At 71.5% G+C, this 18,593-nt stretch carries 17 protein-coding genes and 1 tRNA gene; 6 read left to right on the top strand and 12 right to left on the bottom strand.

The annotated features are described in order from the left end of the window. Positions 1-38 precede the first annotated feature (38 nt). Genes ACSW7Y_RS03010 through ACSW7Y_RS03000 form a run of 3 tightly spaced genes read right to left on the bottom strand, consistent with a single transcriptional unit; the run spans position 39 to position 3,126 of the window. Positions 39-1,028: a helix-turn-helix transcriptional regulator gene (locus ACSW7Y_RS03010; protein ID WP_438124860.1), complete on the bottom strand. Its 990-nt coding sequence runs from the start codon at positions 1,026-1,028 to the stop codon at positions 39-41. A 59-nt stretch (positions 1,029-1,087) separates the two neighbouring features. Continuing rightward, the gene (locus ACSW7Y_RS03005; protein WP_438124859.1) at positions 1,088-1,837 is read right to left on the bottom strand and encodes a response regulator; all 750 of its coding nucleotides are present in this window, start codon (positions 1,835-1,837) and stop codon (positions 1,088-1,090) included. Further along, entirely contained in the window at positions 1,834-3,126 is a 1,293-nt protein-coding gene (locus ACSW7Y_RS03000) for an ATP-binding protein (RefSeq protein WP_438124858.1), read from the bottom strand. The genes ACSW7Y_RS03005 and ACSW7Y_RS03000 overlap by 4 nt, the downstream gene beginning before the upstream one ends. 129 nt (positions 3,127-3,255) lie before the next feature. Between ACSW7Y_RS03000 and ACSW7Y_RS02995 the strand changes: the two genes are divergently transcribed. Genes ACSW7Y_RS02995 through ACSW7Y_RS02985 form a run of 3 tightly spaced genes read left to right on the top strand, consistent with a single transcriptional unit; the run spans position 3,256 to position 6,492 of the window. Further along, positions 3,256-4,275, top strand: a complete 1,020-nt coding sequence (locus ACSW7Y_RS02995; RefSeq protein ID WP_438124857.1) for a tripartite tricarboxylate transporter substrate binding protein — start codon at positions 3,256-3,258, stop codon at positions 4,273-4,275. Further along, complete coding sequence (locus ACSW7Y_RS02990; protein WP_438124856.1) at positions 4,272-4,958, top strand: tripartite tricarboxylate transporter TctB family protein; 687 nt, start codon at positions 4,272-4,274, stop codon at positions 4,956-4,958. Before ACSW7Y_RS02995 ends, ACSW7Y_RS02990 begins: the two co-directional genes overlap by 4 nt. Before the next feature lies 1 nt (position 4,959). Beyond that, positions 4,960-6,492 (top strand): tripartite tricarboxylate transporter permease, encoded by a 1,533-nt coding sequence (locus tag ACSW7Y_RS02985; RefSeq protein WP_438124855.1) that lies wholly within the window; start codon positions 4,960-4,962, stop codon positions 6,490-6,492. 188 nt (positions 6,493-6,680) lie between these two features. On the opposite strand, the gene ACSW7Y_RS02980 is transcribed toward ACSW7Y_RS02985, so the two are convergent. The 6 genes from ACSW7Y_RS02980 to ACSW7Y_RS02955 form a co-directional block, all read right to left on the bottom strand. Next, on the bottom strand, positions 6,681-8,180 hold the full coding sequence (locus ACSW7Y_RS02980; protein WP_438124854.1) for a hypothetical protein: 1,500 nt from the start codon (positions 8,178-8,180) through the stop codon (positions 6,681-6,683). A 132-nt stretch (positions 8,181-8,312) separates the two neighbouring features. Beyond that, positions 8,313-9,065, bottom strand: coding sequence for an SDR family NAD(P)-dependent oxidoreductase (locus ACSW7Y_RS02975; RefSeq protein ID WP_438124853.1), 753 nt, complete (start codon positions 9,063-9,065; stop codon positions 8,313-8,315). Between the two features lie 35 nt (positions 9,066-9,100). Next, complete coding sequence (locus tag ACSW7Y_RS02970) at positions 9,101-10,861, bottom strand: DUF5605 domain-containing protein (protein ID WP_438124852.1); 1,761 nt, start codon at positions 10,859-10,861, stop codon at positions 9,101-9,103. A gap of 2 nt (positions 10,862-10,863) precedes the next feature. Then, positions 10,864-11,781 (bottom strand): carbohydrate ABC transporter permease, encoded by a 918-nt coding sequence (locus tag ACSW7Y_RS02965; protein WP_438124851.1) that lies wholly within the window; start codon positions 11,779-11,781, stop codon positions 10,864-10,866. Next, positions 11,778-12,719, bottom strand: a complete 942-nt coding sequence (locus ACSW7Y_RS02960; RefSeq protein ID WP_438124850.1) for a carbohydrate ABC transporter permease — start codon at positions 12,717-12,719, stop codon at positions 11,778-11,780. Before ACSW7Y_RS02960 ends, ACSW7Y_RS02965 begins: the two co-directional genes overlap by 4 nt. Before the next feature lie 5 nt (positions 12,720-12,724). After that, entirely contained in the window at positions 12,725-14,005 is a 1,281-nt protein-coding gene (locus tag ACSW7Y_RS02955; RefSeq protein WP_438124849.1) for an ABC transporter substrate-binding protein, read from the bottom strand. A 163-nt stretch (positions 14,006-14,168) separates the two neighbouring features. Between ACSW7Y_RS02955 and ACSW7Y_RS02950 the strand changes: the two genes are divergently transcribed. Next, positions 14,169-15,197, top strand: a complete 1,029-nt coding sequence (locus ACSW7Y_RS02950) for a LacI family DNA-binding transcriptional regulator (RefSeq protein WP_438124848.1) — start codon at positions 14,169-14,171, stop codon at positions 15,195-15,197. Positions 15,198-15,338: 141 nt separating this feature from the next. Here ACSW7Y_RS02950 and ACSW7Y_RS02945 read toward each other — a convergent pair whose 3' ends face one another. Together ACSW7Y_RS02945 and ACSW7Y_RS02940 are read right to left on the bottom strand one after the other, a co-directional pair. Beyond that, entirely contained in the window at positions 15,339-16,022 is a 684-nt protein-coding gene (locus ACSW7Y_RS02945; protein ID WP_438124847.1) for an SDR family NAD(P)-dependent oxidoreductase, read from the bottom strand. A gap of 387 nt (positions 16,023-16,409) precedes the next feature. Further along, positions 16,410-16,862 carry a winged helix-turn-helix transcriptional regulator gene (locus ACSW7Y_RS02940; protein WP_438124846.1) on the bottom strand — a complete coding sequence of 151 codons (453 nt, stop codon included), beginning with the start codon at positions 16,860-16,862 and terminating at the stop codon, positions 16,410-16,412. A 137-nt stretch (positions 16,863-16,999) separates the two neighbouring features. On the opposite strand from ACSW7Y_RS02940, the gene ACSW7Y_RS02935 reads away from it, so the two are divergent. Continuing rightward, positions 17,000-17,962, top strand: coding sequence for an SDR family NAD(P)-dependent oxidoreductase (locus tag ACSW7Y_RS02935; RefSeq protein ID WP_438124845.1), 963 nt, complete (start codon positions 17,000-17,002; stop codon positions 17,960-17,962). Between the two features lie 177 nt (positions 17,963-18,139). Here the strand turns inward: ACSW7Y_RS02935 and ACSW7Y_RS02930 are convergent. Then, positions 18,140-18,213: transfer RNA gene (locus tag ACSW7Y_RS02930), tRNA-Pro, on the bottom strand. A gap of 125 nt (positions 18,214-18,338) precedes the next feature. On the opposite strand from ACSW7Y_RS02930, the gene ACSW7Y_RS02925 reads away from it, so the two are divergent. After that, positions 18,339-18,593 (top strand): hypothetical protein (locus ACSW7Y_RS02925; protein WP_438124844.1); only part of this gene is annotated, 255 nt, incomplete at its 3' end.

Raw genomic sequence — 18,593 nt, 5'->3', positions numbered from 1 at the left:
GGTCTCTCATCTCCGTCGACGCAACTCGTGGCCCGATCCTACGGCCGCTGCTCGGGCGGTGTTCCACTCCCGGTGCCACCGCGGGCGCGTCGCAGGGTCTCGCTCGGCGCCTCGCCGAACCGCTCGGCGTAGTTCGCGGCGAAGCGGCCGAAGTGGCCGAACCGCCACCGCCGGGCGACGTCACGGACGTGCGTGCCGGGCTCGGCGAAGCGGAGGTCGGTGCGGGCCCCGTCGAGCCGCTCGGCACGCAGCCGTTCCATGGGGGTCTCGTCGAACCGGCGCCGGAACGCGCTCTGGAGCCCGCGTTCGCTCAGCCCGACAGCCGCCGCGATGTCGCGCAGGACGATGGGGTCGGCGGCGTGCTCGTGCACCCAATGCGCGGCACGGACCGCCGCCGAGGAGGGCTCCCCCGGGTCCGTGGTGAGCAGCGGGAAGGCGTCGACGACCGAGGCGGCGATCTCGGCGTTCAGGGCGTCCCGGTGGGCTCCGTCGACCTGCTCGTCGGTCAGGGCGGCGGCACGGTTGCGGAGGATCGCACGGAGCGGACCCAGCGCGGAGGCGATGTCCGACTGTTGGCCGAAGACGAGCGGGCCGTGCACGACCTGGTCGCGCCGGGCGAGCGCCTGCCGGAGGATCCGGTCGGAGAGGTGCAGCATCGTGATCTTGCGGGTGTCGGCGGTGAAGCGGTACGGCACCGACGCGGAGAGCACCACGGGGTGGCCCGGCAACGCGGTGAGGACCTCGCCGCTCGTGCAGTCCTCGACGGTCGCGGTCCCGTCGCCGATCCAGAACACGATGCAGTCCGGACGGGGGTCGAGCCGGCCGGAGCGGGTTCCCTCGACCTCGGCACCGCGCATCGACACGTCGACGTCGCCGGCCCCGACGTACCGGTAGGCCTCGAGCGCGCCGCCCACCCCGTCGACGATGCCGTACGTGCGGTCGATCTCGGGGCTGCGGTTCTCGCTGATGGTCTCGACGCGGAAGCGACGGAAGGACGGTGCGTCCTCCCCCGGTGTCGTCGTTCCCATGATCGGAATCATGGCAGGTTCCGCGGTCCCGCCGGGCGGGCCCCCCGGCGCGGCGCGCGTCACGGGACCGGCGCCAGCCGGTAGAGCACCTGCGGACGCCCCCGCCGGCCGTACCGGTGCGCGAGGTCGATGGCGCCGGTCGCGACGAGGTGGTCGAGGTACCGCCGCGCCGTCGCCCGCGACGTCCCGGTGGCGGCCGCGACCTCGTCGGCCGACCGGGCGACCGCGGGGTCGAGCGCAGCGACGACCCGTTCGAGCGTCGGGGTGCTCACTCCCTTGGGCAGCCGCTGCCCGTGCGCGTCCGCGGCTGCACGCGTGGGGACGGCGATCCGCACCGACCCGGTGGCGAGCAACCGGTCGACGTCGCCCTGTTCCATCGGTACGTCCCGCTGCGAGGCGTCCCGACCATGGCCGTCCGAGGCGTCCCGACCGTGGTGCTCCGCAGCGTACGCCCGGAGCCGGTCCTGGAGCGCCTCGCGGTCGAACGGCTTCATGAGGTAGCCGACCGGGTGCGCCGCGAGTGCCTGACGGACGGTGACCTGGTCGCGCGACGAGCTGACCACCAGGACGTCGGTCGCGTCGACACCCGCGCGTCGCATGCGGTGCAGCACCTCGACCCCGCTGATGTCGGGCAGGCGCATGTCGAGGAGCACGAGGTCGACGCCGTGCTCGACGTGGGCCAACGCCGCACTGCCGGAGGCCACGGCGCCGACGACCTCGAACCCCTCGGTCGCGGCGACCCACCGCACGTGCAGCGCGCGGGCACCGGCGTCGTCGTCGACGACGAGCACGCGGACCGGCGCCGTCACGGGGCCACCGCCATCTCGACGTCGATCCGAGCGCCGCCGAGGGATGCCGACCTCCCGACCACCACCGAGCCGCCGCGGTCGGTCGCCGTGCGTCGCACGACCGCGAGGCCGACGCCCCGACCGAGGCCCGTGTCGTCGGTCTTCGACGACCACCCGTGCCCGAACACCCGGTGGGCGTCAGCCGGGTCGATGCCGGGGCCGTCGTCCTCGACCGTGATCGCCACCGCGTCGCACCCGCCGACGGTCCCCCGACTGCCGGTGGTGCAACGCACCCGTGTCGCACCAGCCTCGGCCGCGTTGCGGCAGAGGTTCGCGATGACGAGCAGCACCTCGTCGTCGAGCACGACGTCGTCGGCGACCCGCAGTTCGAGCGTCGCTCCGTGCGCGTCGACCTCGGAGCGCACCGCCTCGATCGTGGCGGTCGCCACGGCGCCGCGACGCGGGGACCCGGCGCCGCCACCGCTCGTCAGCCCCGGCGCGACCGCGTCGATGTACGCCAGCGCGTCCGGCCCGTCGCCCTGCGCCACGAGTCCGCGCACGACGTGCAGGCGCGTCCCGAACTCGTGCGCCTGCTCGCGCAGCGCGTCGGTCGTCCGCCGGACCTGGCGGCTCTCCGCGTCGACCGCGTCCGCACGACGGAGCCGGCGCGCGATCCCGATCGACAGGAGCACGCTCGCGAGGGTCGCCACGAGGAGGGCGCCCGTGCTCCACGGCAGCAGCGCGCCGAACGCCCTGGCACGGTCGGCTGCGATCGTCGACTCCAGCACGCCGACCGCGACGACCCCGGTCACGCGGCCGGCGTCGTCCGTGACCGGCACCTTCGCGCGCAGGGTCGGGCCGGACGGCCCGGTCTCGGTGCCGACGAACCGTTCGCCCGCGAGCACGGGTGCGATCGTGGTCTCGACGAGCTCGCCGCGCTCCGACGGGTCGGGGTGGGTGATGCGCACGCCCTCGTCGTCGGTGACCACGACGTACGACACCCCCGAGGCACCCTCGACCAGGGAGGCGATCGGCTGGAGCGACGCCGTTGCCGATGCGAGCCCGTCGGCGTCGGCGAGCGCGCCGGGAGCGCCGCTGTCGACGACCGACGCGACCATGGCTCGGACCTCGGGCAGGGCGGCGAGGCTCGACGCGACCCCGGACACCTGGTCGACGACGGACGCCCGGATGCTCTGCTCCTGCACGGCGACGGCGACCCCGGTGGTCACACCGGTGGCGGCCAGCACGATGACGCTCGGCAGGGCGAGCACGGCGACGCGTCCGAGCCGGGTGACGGATGGTCGGCGCACCGTGGCCCCCTCTCCGGTCGTCGTGAGCGTCAATGAGCACAACTCCGCCGCCGGACACCGTTCCGGGCGGCGGCTGCCATCGTACTTCTCGACCTGCGACACGACGACGTGCGCAGGAGGGAGCCATCCATGACAGAGCAGTCAGCACCGGCGACGCCCGGTCCGCCCCGGGCGCGTCGAACCGTCGCGCGCGCGGTCGGCGCGGCCGTCGCCGCGGTGTCCATCGGTGTCGCGGCCTTCGGGTCCATCACCTCAGCCGCGGCCGGCGGCGACCCCACCACGTCGGTCACCATCGTCGCGCCCGCTGCGGCCGGCGGCGGGTGGGACGGCGTCGCGCGCTCGATGCAGCAGGCACAGCGCGCGAACGGGATCGTGAACTCGGTGCAGGTCGTGAACATGCCCGGTGCCGGCGGCACGATCGCGCTCGGCAACGTCGCACGGCTCGAGGGCCAGACGGACACGCTGCTCGTGGGCGGGACCGGCCTGCTCGCCGCCGAGGTCCAGTTCGGCTCCGCCGTCACCCACGACGACATCACGCCCCTCGCGGTCACGGTGGAGGAGTACGACGTCATCGTCGTCCCCGCCGACTCCCCCTACGAGACGCTCGACGACCTCGTCGACGCCTGGCGCGAGCATCCCGGGTCCGTGCCGTGGACGGGCGGCGGCTCGTTCGACCAGCTCGTCGTCACCGACCTCGCGGTCTCGGCAGGTCTCGACCCGGCCGACACGAACTACATCCCCTCGGACGGCGGCGGCGAAGCGATCCAGGCGCTGCTGAACGGCACCGCCGCGGCGGCCTCGGGCGGCTACCCCGACAACATCGACCAGATCGAGACCGGCCGACTGCGCGCGCTCGCGCTCGTGGCGCAGCAGCCGGTCGAGGGCATCGACATCCCGACCGCCGTCGACCAGGGCTACGACGTCACGCTGACCAACTGGCGGATGATCGCCGCTCCGGGTGGCCTCGACGAGGCGGAACGGACGCAGCTGACGGGCATCGTGCTCGACACCCTGCGGACTCCGGAGTGGCGCGACGCGATGGACCGGTACCACTGGACGGAGCGGATCATCACGGGACGCGAGCTCGACGCCTTCATCGGTGACGAACGCGAACGCATCCAGGGGCTGTACGAGGAGCTGGGCCGATGACCCGTCCGAGCAACCCCACGTCGTCGTCAGCGGTCGTCGGGCAACGCCTCGCGTTCCGCGCCGACCCCGGCCGTGTCGCCGAGGTGGCGAAGGAGCTCACCACGCCGGCGCTCTTCACGGCCTTCGCGACGTACCTCATCGTCGGCATCGTGACGATGGAGGTACCCGCCGGGACCGCGTTCCCGGGGCCCGCGGTCTTCCCGGGCCTGGTCGCCGCGGCACTCCTGCTGCTCGCCGCGCTCCTCGTCGTCCGGTCCGTCCGGCAGCTGCGGCACGGTCCGGACAGCGAGCCGGCCGCCGGAACCACAGCCCCGCTCACCGCAGGAGCCGCCGCCCCGGCCACCGCAGGCACCGCCACGACCGACGCCGCCACGGCCAGTACGGCCGACACCGCCCTCGCGGTCGACGCCGCCGCCGCGGGCCCGCAACGCGCCGTCCGCGTCGACTGGCGCTCGCTCGCCTGGGTCGTCGTGTCGTTCGCCGCGTTCGCGCTGCTGCTGGACGTGCTCGGCTGGATCGTCGGCGCGGGCCTGCTGTTCCTCGGTGTCGCCAAGGGCCTCGGTGCTCCCGGCTGGCTCCGCCCCCTCGTCGTCGGGCTCACGGTGGCAGCACTCAGCTACATCGCCTTCGACATGGTGCTCGACCTGTCGTTGCCCTCGGGCATCGTCGGCTGGAGGTTCTGACATGGACGTTCTCGGTCTCCTCGGAGAGGGCTTCGCCGGTGCGCTGACACCCGCCAACCTGCTCTGGGTCGTCGTCGGCTGCCTCCTCGGCACCGCCGTCGGCGTGCTCCCCGGCCTCGGGTCGTCGATGGCGGTGGCGCTGCTGCTGCCCGTGACGTTCTCGCTCGACCCCACGGCGGCGTTCATCATGTTCGCCGGCGTGTACTTCGGCGGCCTCTTCGGCGACTCGACGATGGGCATCCTGATGAACACGCCGGGGCAGGCCTCCGCCATCGCGTCGACGTTCGAGGGCCACAAGATGGCGCTGAACGGCCGGGCAGCGCAGGCGTTGGCGACCGCAGCGATCGGTGCCTTCGTCGGCGGCATGATCGCGTCGGTCCTCGTCGTATTCCTCGCCCCGGCGCTCGCGACGTTCTCGTCGAGCTTCGGCCCCGCCGAGTTCTTCGCTCTCGCGCTCTTCGCGTTCGTCACGACGTCATCGGTCGTGACCGACGACGCACTCAAGGGGCTCGGATCGCTCTGCCTCGGACTCGGCATCGCGGTCATCGGCGTCGACGGCATCTCCGGCGCACCCCGCTTCACGATGGGCGTCCCGGAGCTCTTCGACGGCATCTCGCTCGTCACGGTGACGGTCGCCATCCTCGCGCTCGGCGAGGTCATCCACGTCGCGTGTCTCGCCCGGCACCTGAAGGACGGGAAGATGGTGCGGGCCACGGGTCGCCCGTGGCTGTCGAAGAAGGAGCTCCGCGAAGCGGCACCCGCGTGGCTGCGCGGCACCGCGATCGGGCTGCCGTTCGGCGTCGTCCCCGCAGGAGGTTCCGAGATCCCGACCTTCCTGGCGTTCGGCCTCGAGAAGCGGCTCGACGCCCGACGCCGCGACCCGCAGTTCGGCCGCGGAGCGATCCGCGGTCTCGCCGCACCCGAGGCGGCCGGCAACTCGACGACCGGCATGGCCATGGGCGCGTTGCTGTCGCTCGGCCTCCCGGTGTCGGCGACCGCCGCGATCATGCTCGCCGCGTTCCGGCAGTACGGCCTGCAGCCCGGTCCGCTGCTGTTCGACCGGTCCCCCGACCTCGTCTGGGCGCTGCTCGCGTCGTTCTTCATCGCGATGGTGGTGCTGCTGGTCATCAACCTGCCGTTCGCGATGCTCTGGGCGAAGCTGCTCCGCATCCCACGGGCGTACCTCTACGCGGGCATCGCGGTGTTCTGCGGCCTCGGCATCTACGCCACGAGCGGCTCGGTGTTCGACCTGCTCATGCTGCTCGGCATCGGCATCGTCGGGTTCCTCATGCGGGCACTCGACGTGCCGCTCGCGCCGCTGGTGATCGGCATGGTGCTCGGTCCGCTCGCCGAGACGAGCCTCCGGGATGCCGCGCTGAGCGCCGACGGCGACTTCTCGGTGCTCGTGGCGGGGCCGATCCCGATCGTGCTCTACGCGGTGCTCGCCGTCGTGGTCGCGCTCACCGTGCGGAGCCGCGTCGTCGCCCGACGGGCGGCCCGGCGGGCCGTCGCGAGGGAGCTCGTCGACCGCTGACGGGGCACGGCCGGTCCCGACGCGGCCGGGTGACGGACGGGAGGCCCGTGGCGACGCCGCCTCGGGCCTCCCGTCCGTCGTTCCGCGCTTCGTGCTGGCGCGCGACAGGTTCCGCGGCGTCGCCGCGGCGGATCCGTGGATCGGGAGCAGGTCGCCAGCGCAGAGCCGGTCGACCAGACACTCGGCCGTCACGGCGTGCGAGCCGGGACGATGCCCCGCGGCCCCCACAGCTCCCCGAGCGTGACCGTGGCGACACCGGGAACGCTCAGGGCACGCACCGCCGCGGCCGTCCAGACCCGTGCGGCCGCGCTGTGCTGGTCCGGGTCCGTCGCGTCCGGGACGAGGTGCGGTCCGTACCCGCCCGCCGCCGTCGCGTCGGTGACCCGCGGCCGCGGCGACGTCGCCACCGCGTTGAACCGCGGACGCAGCGTCACCGGTCCGACGTGCAGCGGCCTGCCGGCAGCCAGCCTGGAGGCACTCGTCGCCACCCAGCGCAGCATCCGCAGCGACTCGCTCACCTGGGCACGCGTCCGGTCGTGCATCTGCGGCGTCACGCTGAACGACAGCGGTCCGTCCCACGCGCCGTGGAGGTCGATGGTCCGGTTCAGTTCGGTGAAGTGCGCACGCGTCCCCGCCACGACCTCGAGGTCGCCGACCGCACGCGCCGCATCCCGCAGGGCCCGCTGCAGCGGTGGCGTCGTCACGTGCGTGACAGGGTCGTACGCGCCCACCCGGGCCACCGGTCCCGCCTCGAGGACGGCGTCGATCGCGGCGCGCAGCGCGTCCGGGTCGTCCGTGACGAAGCGGACGTCCAGAGGTGCTCCCCGCGCGTCCCACCGGGCCAGGGCGAGCACGCTCCCGGGATCGGGCTGGTCGAGCACCGGCTCGACCAGGACCGGTGCCGGAGCCGGCAGGTCCGCGTCGTCGGGCCGCGTCGCGGCCGGGGCCGACGACGCCGTGTACTGGAGGGTCGGCGGTGGGGTCGGTGCGGAGGTCGGAGCCGCGCCGTCGAGGGCCGCGAGGTCCGGGGCGGGGGCGGGAGGGCCTCCAGGCCGTCGGGTCGCGCGCAGCGTGAGCGCCTGTCGGATCCGGGTGCCGGCCGGGAGTGCGACGGGGAACGGCTCGGCGAGGGGGGTCGAGTACGTCTTGAACGAGGCGTCGGTCCAGTTGCGCTGGTCCTCCGTCTCGAACACCTCCCCGTCGAGGTCGAGCGCGAGTTCGTGGCCCCCCACCCGCCACGTGAGACCCACGACGTCCGTCGCAGGCTGGTGCGGTGCGATCCACGTCGGGAAGGACTGCTCGGTCGGCGGACCGACCGGGTGGCGGATCGTGACGGGCCGGCCGGCGACCGTCGGCGGGTGGAGCACGACGAGGCCGATGCGGTTCCGGCGGAACGCGGTGGTCGTCGCCGCGCTCGCCTCGACGCGCACGGTGTCGCCCTCGACGATGAGGTCGAGGGTCGATCGGAGCACCTCGTGGGCGTCGAGGGCGGCTGCGACCTCGGTGCGGATCCGGACGCCGGTCGCGGTCGGCGTGGTGCTGCGGTGCGTCACGGTGTCGTCTGCGGTGCGCCAGTCGTGGTCGCGGGTGACGAACCGGACGGCGCGGAGCACCACGACGCCGTCGTGGGCGAGGTCCGCCACCTCCGCTCCACGCAGGGTCAGTCGCCACGGTCCTGCGGTGACCACCTCTTCCGCCTCGGCGCTCGGCCAGGGCGGCAGGGGTGCGTCCCAGGGGCGTCCGTCGGCTGCTCGGCCGTCGACCGCTGGCTCGTCGGCTGTTCGCCCGCCTGCTGGTGCGTCGCGCACGGTCGGTCCGCCTCAGAGGCTCGTCATGCCGCCGTCGACCCGGAAGACCGACCCGGTGGCGTAGGAGGACTCGTCGCTGGCGAGGAAGACCATGATCCCGGTGACGTCCTCCGGACGGCCCGGCCGACCGAGCGGGGTGCGCGACACGATCGCGGCGCGCGCGTCGGGGTCGTCCGCGATCGTCGTCACGAGGCCCGTCTCGGTGTAGCCGGGCACGACCGTGTTCACGCGGATGCCGTCGCGGGCGTACGCCATCGCCGTCGCCCGGACGAGTGCGTGGATGCCGCCCTTCGTCGAGCTGTACGCCGCGAAGGTCGAGCCCTCGCCGTTGAGACCCGTCGGACTCCCCGTCGCGATGATCGACCCGCCACCGTTCGCGAGCATCGACCGCACCGCGTGCTTCACGGTGAGGAAGGTCCCCGTCAGGTTGACCGCGACCGTGCGGTTCCACGTCTCGAGGTCCACGTCCGCGACCGCGGCGTCGAGGCCGAAGAGCTGGACCCCGGCGTTCGCGACCACGACGTCGACGGTGTGCCCGGCCCGTGCGACCGCGTCGTACGCTGCGACGACGCTCGACTCGTCGGCGATGTCCATCTCCTGGGCGATCGCGTTCGGCGCCGTGGCGGCTCGGCGGGCGGCGTCGGCGTCCCGGTCGGCGTACACGACCACCGCGCCCTCGGCGACGAAGGCATCGGCGATCGCGCGTCCGATGCCGTTCGCGGCGCCGGTGACGAGCGCGGTCTTGCCGGTGAGGCGGTCGGTCATGGGGTTCCTGTCTGTCGGTGGTGTCGTTCGCCTGGTCAGGCAGCTCGGCGGAGGCGGACGGCGATGTACGGACGGCCGGGCAGTTCGACCACGAACCGGCCGGAGACGCCCCTGGCAACGGTCTCGACCGTCGTGTTCCAGGTGTCGATGACGTCGACGTCCCAGGTGGTGGACGGGTCGTGGAAGAACCGTCGGAAGGTCGGCTGGCTGAAGCCGAAGTAGTAGAGGACGTGTTCGCCCACCACGCCGGCGGCCGGGGCGTCCCAGTCGCCTGCGACCGGTTCGAGGACCCCGCCGGGCGCCTCCTCGGTGATCCGCGCGAGGAACGCCATCCGCTCGGGGCTCGTCCCGTGGAGGTCGCCGCCCTTCGCCCACCAGAGCACCTCGTCCGGGTCGACGTAGGTCTCGCCGTGCCCGACGTAGCCACCGCGGACGGCTCCCTCCCAGCACCGGCGCACCATCTCCTCGCCGGAGATGTTGCCCCAGCCCTGGTCGATGTTGCCCTCGTACGCACACTCGTCCACCACGACGGGCTTCTGCCAGCGCCGCCACTCGGTCGTCATCTCAGCGGTCTTGTACGCGTCCGTCCGCTGCATGCTGACGTGGGTGATCCACGGCCGACCCTGGTCGTAGACCACGCGGCAGTTGTGGATGGAGCGCAGGTGGTCGGTCGCGTCCCACCGCTGCACGATCCCCGCCCACCGCTCCCAGTCGGCCTCGGTCTTGTCGAAGAGCAGGTCGAACTCGTTCGCCATCGACCACCAGACGTTCCGGAACGCCGAGAGCCGCGCGGTGGCGTACCGCACGTAGCGGTCGTCCGACGCCGGGTCCATGCGGGAGAACCCCCACCGGTCGTAGGCGTGGAAGAGGATGAGGTCCGCTTCGATGCCGAGGGCGTCGAGCTGGTCGATGCGCTGCTCGAGGTGCGCCCAGTACGCGGGGTCGAACCGGTCGAGCAGGAAGCCGCCGTCGCTGTCCCTGATGAACGGGAAGCGCTCGGGTTCGTTGCTGTTGAACGTGTACGACTTCGGGAACACGCACATCCGGATCTTCGTGAACGGTGCGGTGCCGAGGGTGCGGAGGGTCCGTTCCTCGAGGTCGTCCCCCTGGTGGGTCCACGCGTACGCGGTCGTCCCGATCGGCAGGTACCGGGTGCCGTCCGCGTACCGGAAGTGCATGCCGTCGACGCGGACCGGTCCCCTCGACGTGCTGGCGGTGACCTCGAACGCTCCGGCGAGCCGGTCGAGGCTGGCGGCGTTGCTCGCGGTCTCGAACCGCCAGGTCCCCTCGACCGGCGGGAGGAACCGGATCCGGTAGCGACCGTCGCCGTCGTAGAACCCCAGGACCTCGGCCGCGGCACCGTCCGGGCCGAGGAACCGCGCGGTCAGCTCGACGTCGGTGAAGGGGTTGCCGTGCGCCGGCCCGGCGATCACCACCTCGAACCGTTCCCAGCGCCCCACCGACGGCGTGTGCGTGGTCTCCGCGGATCCGACCGCGGTCCCGGCCGGCTCGTACTGCGCCGACGGTGCGCTCGGGGCGGGGGTCGGGTTCGTCGCTCGGTCGGTCGAACCCGGGGCGATCTCTGCGAGTTCGGCGAGGACGGCTTCGCGGTCCGCCGTGGACAACTCCTCCTCGGTGTCGAGCACCAGGCCGAGCGGCTGCGAGTGGAAGGTGTGCAGCAGGGTCGACCCGACGATGGACGGGGCGTGCCGGCGCAGCACGTCGGCGGCCGAGGGGTCGCGGAGGACGTCCCAGAGTGCGGTCCGTGCGCCGAAGGTCGGTTCGGTGGTCGTCATGGTCATCCCTTCACCGCGCCGGCGAGGGCGCCCTGGACGAAGTAGCGCTGGAACAGCAGGTAGACGATCAGCACGGGGAGGATCGACATGATGATGTACGCGTTCAGCTGGGGGTAGTTCGACCCGTACTGGGTCTGGAAGCTCGTGATGCCGAGCGGGATCGTGAACTGGTCGGTGGTCTGGAGCAGTGTCAGCGCCATCGGGTACTCGTTCCACGTGGACACGAAGTCGAGGATGAAGAGCGCCGCGAGCGCGGGCTTCGCGAGCGGCATGATGACCTGCCAGAAGAGCCGCCAGTTGCCGGCGCCGTCGATGCGTGCGGCCTCGTCGAGCTCCTCGGGGATCGCCTTGAAGAAGCCGTAGAGGATGAACACCTGGTACGAGACGCCGAACGCCAGGTACGGCAGCATCAGACCGACCTTCGTGTTCAGCAGGTTCAGGCTGAGCATCGTCGAGAAGAGCGGGCCGAGCGCCACCTGGACCGGGATGAGCGTGCCGAGCGCGATGACGCCGAGCAGGAGCTGCTGCCACCGGAACTTCAGGCGGGAGAGCGCGAACGCGGCCATGGCGGCGAGGAGGAGGCCGAGCGGCACCTTGATCACGGCGATGATCAGGCTGTTCGCGCCCGACACCCAGATGTTCCCGACCTGCGCCGCGTCGGTGTAGTTGCCCCACTCCCAGTGCGTCGGGAGGGCCCAGGGCGCGAGGTTGGCGATGTCCGCCTGGCTCTTCACCGAGGTGATGAACATGAAGACGAAGGGCACGATCCAGATGATCGCCGCGACGACGAGCCCGATCCAGAGTCCGATGAGCGGCCAGTCGCGTCGCTTCGGTCGCGTGGCGACCGCACGGGAGGCCCGGGGCGCGTCGGCGGATCGGCTGCGGTCGATGCGCGGTGCGGGTTCGATGGCGGTGCTCATGATTCCTTGCTCCCTCGGAAGGTCCAGATCATGTACGGCACGACGAGGATCATGCTGACGACGAAGAGGACCGTGGCGATCGCGTTCCCGAGTCCGAAGACGTGGTTCGAGAACGACTGCTGGTAGGACCACAGGGCGAGGACCTGCGTCGACTGTGCCGGGCCGCCCCCGGTGGTGCCGACGATGAGGTCGAACACCTTGAGGGAGCTGATCATCGTGAGGACGACGACGATGATGGTGGTCGGGCGGAGCGCCGGCCAGGTGACGGCGCGGAAGATCTGGAACCTACCGGCGCCGTCGAGCTTGGCCGCTTCGACGAGTTCCTCCGGGACGTTCTGCAGCCCGGCCAGGTAGAGGACCATGTTGAAGCCCGCGGTCTGCCAGACGAACGCGACGAAGACCGCGTAGAGCGCGATGTGCGCGTCGCCGAGCCAGTCGTGGGCGAGGGCGTGCAGACCGATGGCGTCGAGGACGCCGTTCACGAGGCCGGACTGCGGGTTGTACAGCCAGACCCACATCGTGGCGACGGCGATCGAGGCGAGCACGGCCGGGATGTAGAACGCGGAGCGCAGCAGGTTGCGTCCGAAGAGCTTCCGGTTCAGCCCGAGCGCGATGCCGAGTCCGAGCGCGGTCGGGACGAGGAGGGACAGCACCACCCAGATCACGGTGTTGCGGAACGCCGGCCAGAACACCGGGTCCTGCGTGAAGATCCGGACGTAGTTGTCGAACCCGACGAACGTCTTCGGCGACGTGATGAAGCCGTCCCAGGAGAAGAAGCTCATCACCACGGTGGAGGCCATCGGGTAGACGAGGAACCCGACGAACAGCACGAGCGTGGGGAGCACGAAGGGCAGGGCGCCCCGCCATCCGGCGGCGGAGCGCCCCCCGCGCCGACCGGGTGCCGGTCGACGCGGGGAGGTGATGCGGGTGGACGACATCGAGGTCAGTTCCCGGACCGGTTCTTGATGAAGGTCTGCATCTGCTTCCCGGCGTCCGACGGCGCGATGGAGCCGGTGGCGACGCCGTTCATGATCCGCCAGTACTCGGTCGTGACGTCGAGCGGGAGGGTCTGGTCGTTGTTCTGGAACTGCCCCTTCGCCTGGGACGCCAGCTCGTTGAACGGCTTGCTCAGCCCGACACCGTTGTCCTTCACGGGCACGCCCTCGACCACCGGTACCTGCGACCACGAGCCGGCGTACTTGGTCTGCTCGTCCTTGCTCATCCAGAAGTCGAGGAACTTCGCGGCAGCGTCCGGGTTCTTCGACGTCTTCGAGATGTAGTTCGCCTGCTGGAGCCCGTAGATGCGGCCGGTGCCGGTCGGGAAGGCGAACACGCCGAGGTCGCTCGTCGGGCTGAACTTCGCCTGGTCGAGGAAGCCGGCGAACCAGTCGCCCTCGAGCGCCATGGCGGCCTTCTTCTGGTAGAAGACCTGCTGTCCCTGGGCGTCGCTCATGCTCACCCAGCCCTTGTTGAAGTACTTGGTCGCCCAGGTCTTGAGCTCGCTGAACGACTTCGTGACGCAGGCCTCCTTGCTCCAGTCGGCCTTGAGACCGGTGAGGCGGTCGTTCAGGTCGGCACCGCAGTTCGTCTCGAGGAGGTTGTCGAGCAGGCGCATCACGTACCAGTTCACGTTGCCGCCGAACTCGATCGGGGTGATGCCCGCGTCGCTGAGCTTCTGCGCGTCCGCGACCAGCTCGTCGTAGGTCGTGGGTGTGGACGTGATGCCGGCCTTCGCGAAGAGCGCCTTGTTGTAGACGATCGCCTCGACGTTCGCGGTGTACGGCACGCCGTGGTAGCCGCCGTACTGGGTGACCGACGACAGCGCGGACTTCGTGAACCGCTTGTCCCACCCGTACTGCTTGTAGTACTTGGTCAGGTCGAGGTCGACGCCCTGCTTGACGTAGGTGCCGCCGAGCCCGAGGCCGGACCACTGGAAGTAGACGTCCGGCATGGCCGGGGTGCCGGCCGCCTGCCGGAGCGAGGTCTTGAGGTTGTCGGTGCTCTTCTGCGTGACGTTCACCGTGATGTCCGGGTTCGCCTTCTCGAAGTCGGCCACCATGCCCTTGAGCGCCGTGGCCGCCGGCCCCTGCTGCGTGGTGATCCAGTAGTTCAGCGTGGTCTTGCCCCCGCTGCTGGCGTTCCCGCCGGCGGAGCAGCCCGTCAGCGCCAAAGCGATCGCGGCACCCGCGGCGATCGCCGCGACACCGATCCGTCGTCGTGCCATGTCATCTCCCTCGATGTCCGTCCGTCAGCTCTGACGGCGGTGGTCCGTACCGCTTGTGTTATCCGTAACACCTCGGCGTTACGCATAACATAGACACGCGTCGAGCATCGGTGCAAGCAATTCGCCGAAATTGGTCCACCGGTTGACAGGAGGGGGTGCCGAGATGTCAGGGACCGAGGTGTCCGGGCGCCGCCCGAGCATGGCGGACGTCGGGCGGGCGGCCCACGTCTCCGCGCAGACCGTCTCCCGGTACCACACCGGCGGGTACGTCTCCCCGGACGCGCGGGCGAGGATCGCACGAGCGGTCCGTGACCTCGGGTACCAGCACAGCCGGCTCCCCGGGATCCTCCGCTCGCAACACACCGACACGCTCGGGTTCATCACGATGGGGCCCTTGAACTTCGGCAACACCGGGATCCTGGCCGGTGTCAACCGAGCCGCTCGCGACGAGGGACAGCAGCTCCTCACCGCGCAGCTCGACCTCGACCCGTCGGCCCCGAGCAGCACCGCGGACATCCGCCGGACCCTGCAGAGCCTGACCTCGATGCGAGTGGACGGCATCGTCGTCGGTACGCCCTACATCGGGGTCGAGGCACTCCTCGACGAAGCCGGCTCCATCCCGGTGGTGTCGTTGTCCGAACGGGCGCCGGAGGGTGTCGACACCGTGCACGCGGACTCGTACGGTGCTGCTCGCCTCGGGGTGCGGCACCTCGTCGAGCTGGGACACCGGCGGATCCTGCACCTCGCCGGACCGGACGACCGCAACGAGGCCAGCGAGCGTGTGCGCGGGTACCTCGACGAGCTGGCTGCTCACGACCTCGATCCCCTGCCCGTCGAGGCGTGCGCCGAGTGGGACGCCGACTCCGGTGCGGCCGCAGCGCGACGGGTCGACCCGACGACGTTCACCGCCGTGGCATCGGGCAACGACGAGATCGCGCTCGGGTTCATGAGCGTCATGCACGAACGCGGACTCCGGGCTCCCGACGACTACTCGATCGTGGGCATCGACGACATGCCCGAGGCGAAGTACTTCACGCCGGCGCTGACGTCGGCGCGGCTGGACTTCGAGGCGCTCGGCGAGGCGGCACTCCGGCTCGTCCTCGACCGGATCCGCGGCACGTCGGTCGTGCAGGAGCGCGTGCTGCCGAGCGTCCTCGCCGTGCGGGCGTCCACGGCCGCGGCTCCGCAGTGACCGTCACGCGTGCCGGCGTCTCCGAGACCGGCACCTGTGGTGCCCGGAACGAGACCGGGACCCGGACCCGTTCGCAGCCCGGCGCGCGTCAGGAGCGGCCGCGGAGGACGAGCTCGGGTGAGGTCCTCCGCGGATCGATCCTCAGCCCTGGATGACGACCTCGTGATCGTCGTGCTTCGTCACGAGGTCCCAGTACCGCGGTGCGATCTGCTCGGCGGTCAGGCTGGGGACGCCCTCCGGGGCCTGGTCGGTGATCCAGACGCCGATCGCCACGTGCGCGACGTGCACGCCGCTCTCGTCAGCCTCGAGTGCGGTACCGAGGTTCAGCGCCCAGTTGCGGAGTGCTGCGCCGCCGGCGGTGACGTTGCCGAACATCGGCACCGGGTAGACCGATCCTGCGCCGGTGGTGACGATGATCGTGCCGGCGCCGGCTTCGAGCATCGCGGGCAGCACGGTCGCGGTCGCAGCCATGGCGCCGTAGAGGGAGTACTCGACCTGCGGTTGCACGTTCTCCGGAGTGGCCCGCCGGACGTCGACCGGCGCGGTCGCACCCGAGGTCGCGTCGGCCGGTGAGTACTCGAGGACGTCGATGCTGCCGAAGCGCTCGGTCGCCGCTTCGAGGGCTGCCGTCAGCGAGGGACGGTCGAGGACGTCCGCGGCGAAGCCGGCGGCGGTGATGCCCTCCGCTGCGAGCGTCTCGGCGAGCGTGTCGAGCTTGTGCTGGGTACGGGAGATCAGGGCAACTGAGTACCCCTGGGCGCCGAACGTGCGGGCGATGGCGAGTCCGAGGCCGAGGCCGGCTCCGATGATGGCGATGGTGGGCATGAGGCTTCTTCCTGTCGTGGGTGGTCAGCGGCGGCGCTGTGCCGGGTCGGTCAGTGCCGCTTGAGGGTCTGCTGGGCCGTGAGGACGAGGTCGTCGCGCTGTGCTGGTGGGGTCCCGGACGACCGGGAGGCCGAGCGTCGGCGCAGGGTCACCGATCGCCGTGGCGCTCGGGCCACACCAGCCAGGGCTGCGGCGGCGATGCAGGCGCTCTCGATCGTCGTCCGGCTTCGTCGTGTCGTGCATCTCGTTCACCTCACTGGTAGTGCGTAACGAGATCATCGACCCATCCGGGGAGCCGTACAAAAGGCACATCGAAGTGCGCCGTCGATGGCGGCGCCCAGCGCGAACGCGTGCGGGAACGGCGTCCGCGGCGCGGTCGGCGTCAGCTCACCTGGTCTGCCGGTCGAGGCGCTTCCGGGCGCGGCCGATGCCGATCCGGTCACTCGCGGAGCGGTTCGCGGCGACGGTTTGGTGGTTCTCGGCCGCCCACCCGGCCAGCTGCAGGACGGCACGCTGCAGCGACCGTCCGAGCTCGGTGACCTCGTACTCCACCCGCGGCGGCATCTCCGCGTACGCCTGCCGGACGACGAGTCCGTCGCGCTCGAGGGCCTTCACGGTCACGGTCAGCATCCGCTGCGAGATACCGGGGATGCTCGCCTGCAGATCCGAGTACCGCAGCGCTCGGTCGCCGAGGGTGCTGAGCACCAGGACCGTCCACTTGTCGCCGATCCGGTCCAGGACCTCCCGGATGAACGCGCTGTCCTCCGGCCACGACGTGCACGGCCCGACCACCACGCGCTCCGCCGCCGACCGTCCCGCCGCCGTGCGTTCCGGTGCCATGTCCGCCTCCTCGATCAGCGCCACCGTAACAACTCCCGGGCAGCGGGTCAGCCCTCGTCGCTTCCGAACTCCCGTTCTCCGGGATCGGCTCCTCGCCGGTGTGCGCTCGGGCAACACTTGTTGTTTAGGCTGGCCGGATGACCAGGATCACCACCCCGTTCACCGCCTCCTCCACAGCGGTTGAGGTCCTCGATGGAGTCGACCTGCGAGGCGTCCGCATCCTGATCACCGGCGGGGCATCCGGGATCGGTGCGGCCACGACCGAAGCCCTGTTGAGCGCTGGCGCCTCGGTCGTGATCGCTGTCCGCGACCCGGCGCAGGGCCGAGCGGCTGTCGGACGGCTCCGTTCGACCATCGACGGCGCCGAAGTCGACACGCGGACCGTCGACCTCGCAGACCAGGACTCCGTCGCCGCGTTCGTCAGGGACTGGGACGGACCGCTGCACGCCGTGGTCGCGAACGCCGGCATCATGGCGACTCCCGAGACCCGAACGCGTGAGGGTTGGGAGCTGCAGTTCGCGACCAACCACCTCGGACACCACGCCCTGATCACCGGCCTGCACGACGCGCTCTCCGCCGGCGCAGCACGACGGGGCGAGCGTTCACGTGTCGTGGTGCTGAGTTCGGCGGGCCACCACACCGCCGGAGTCGACTTCGACGACGTCATGTTCGAGCGACGCCCGTACGACCCCTGGATCGCGTACGGGCAATCGAAGACGGCCAACGCGCTGTTCGCGGTCGCTGCGAACCGCCGCTGGCACGATGACGGGATCGTCGCGAACGCGGTGCATCCCGGGGGCATCCTCACCGACCTGTCGCGCCACCTCGACCACGAGCAGGCACTCGCGATCGGCATCGTCCACGAGGACGGTTCCCCGGCCGAGGGGTTCAAGACACCGCAACAGGGCGCAGCGACCTCGGTCCTGCTCGCCGCATCACCGCTCGTCGACGGCGTGGGCGGGCACTACTTCGAGGACTGCGCTGAAGCGGTCCCCGCCGCGGACGACCAGCCGCTCGTCGGTGTCCGGCCGTGGGCGCGGGACGAGAGCGCTGCGTCACGGCTCTGGGACGTCAGCGAAACGCTCCTCGCCGGACGCTGAACAGGGTGGAGGTGCACCGCCCATGCCGTTCCGCGACGCCGGGTCACCCGACAGCCGGCCGCCAGGCGTGCTGAACCGTCGGACCGGGTCGATGTCCGAGCGGAGCGAACGACGCCGAGCCGAGGAACGCAGGAAGCCCCGACAGGACCTGGATCCTGTCGGGGCTTCGTCGTGCGGTCGGGCTGACAGGATTTGAACCTGCGACCCCTTGACCCCCAGTCAAGTGCGCTACCAAGCTGCGCCACAGCCCGCGAGGCCCGACGAGCGGACCCCACTGCCCCGTCCGGAGCAGCCCGACCAGCATAGCGGACGCCGGACCCCCTCCGTGCACGCCCCCGTTGACGCAGCGTGGAGCCGCCACTCGTAGGGTGTCCGGATGCCCTCTCGCACCACCCGCCTCGCCATCGCCTTGACGACCGCCGGACTGTTGCTCGGAGCCGCAGGCTGCACCGGCGGAACGCAGACCTCCCCGCGGGCCACGCTCGCCGCTGCGGCGTCCGACACCGTGACCGTGGTCGACCAGGCGGACGCGTCCGATCTGTCGGTCCGGGCGAGTCGCGCCCTCTTCGCCTCCGCGCCGGGAGCGGTGGTCGCCCCGGCCGACGATGCGAGCGCGGTCGCGGCGGCAGCG

The sequence above is a fragment of the Curtobacterium flaccumfaciens genome (genome assembly GCF_051548005.1).
Lineage (GTDB): Bacteria > Actinomycetota > Actinomycetes > Actinomycetales > Microbacteriaceae > Curtobacterium.
This window is presented reverse-complemented; position numbering and strand designations above follow the sequence as displayed.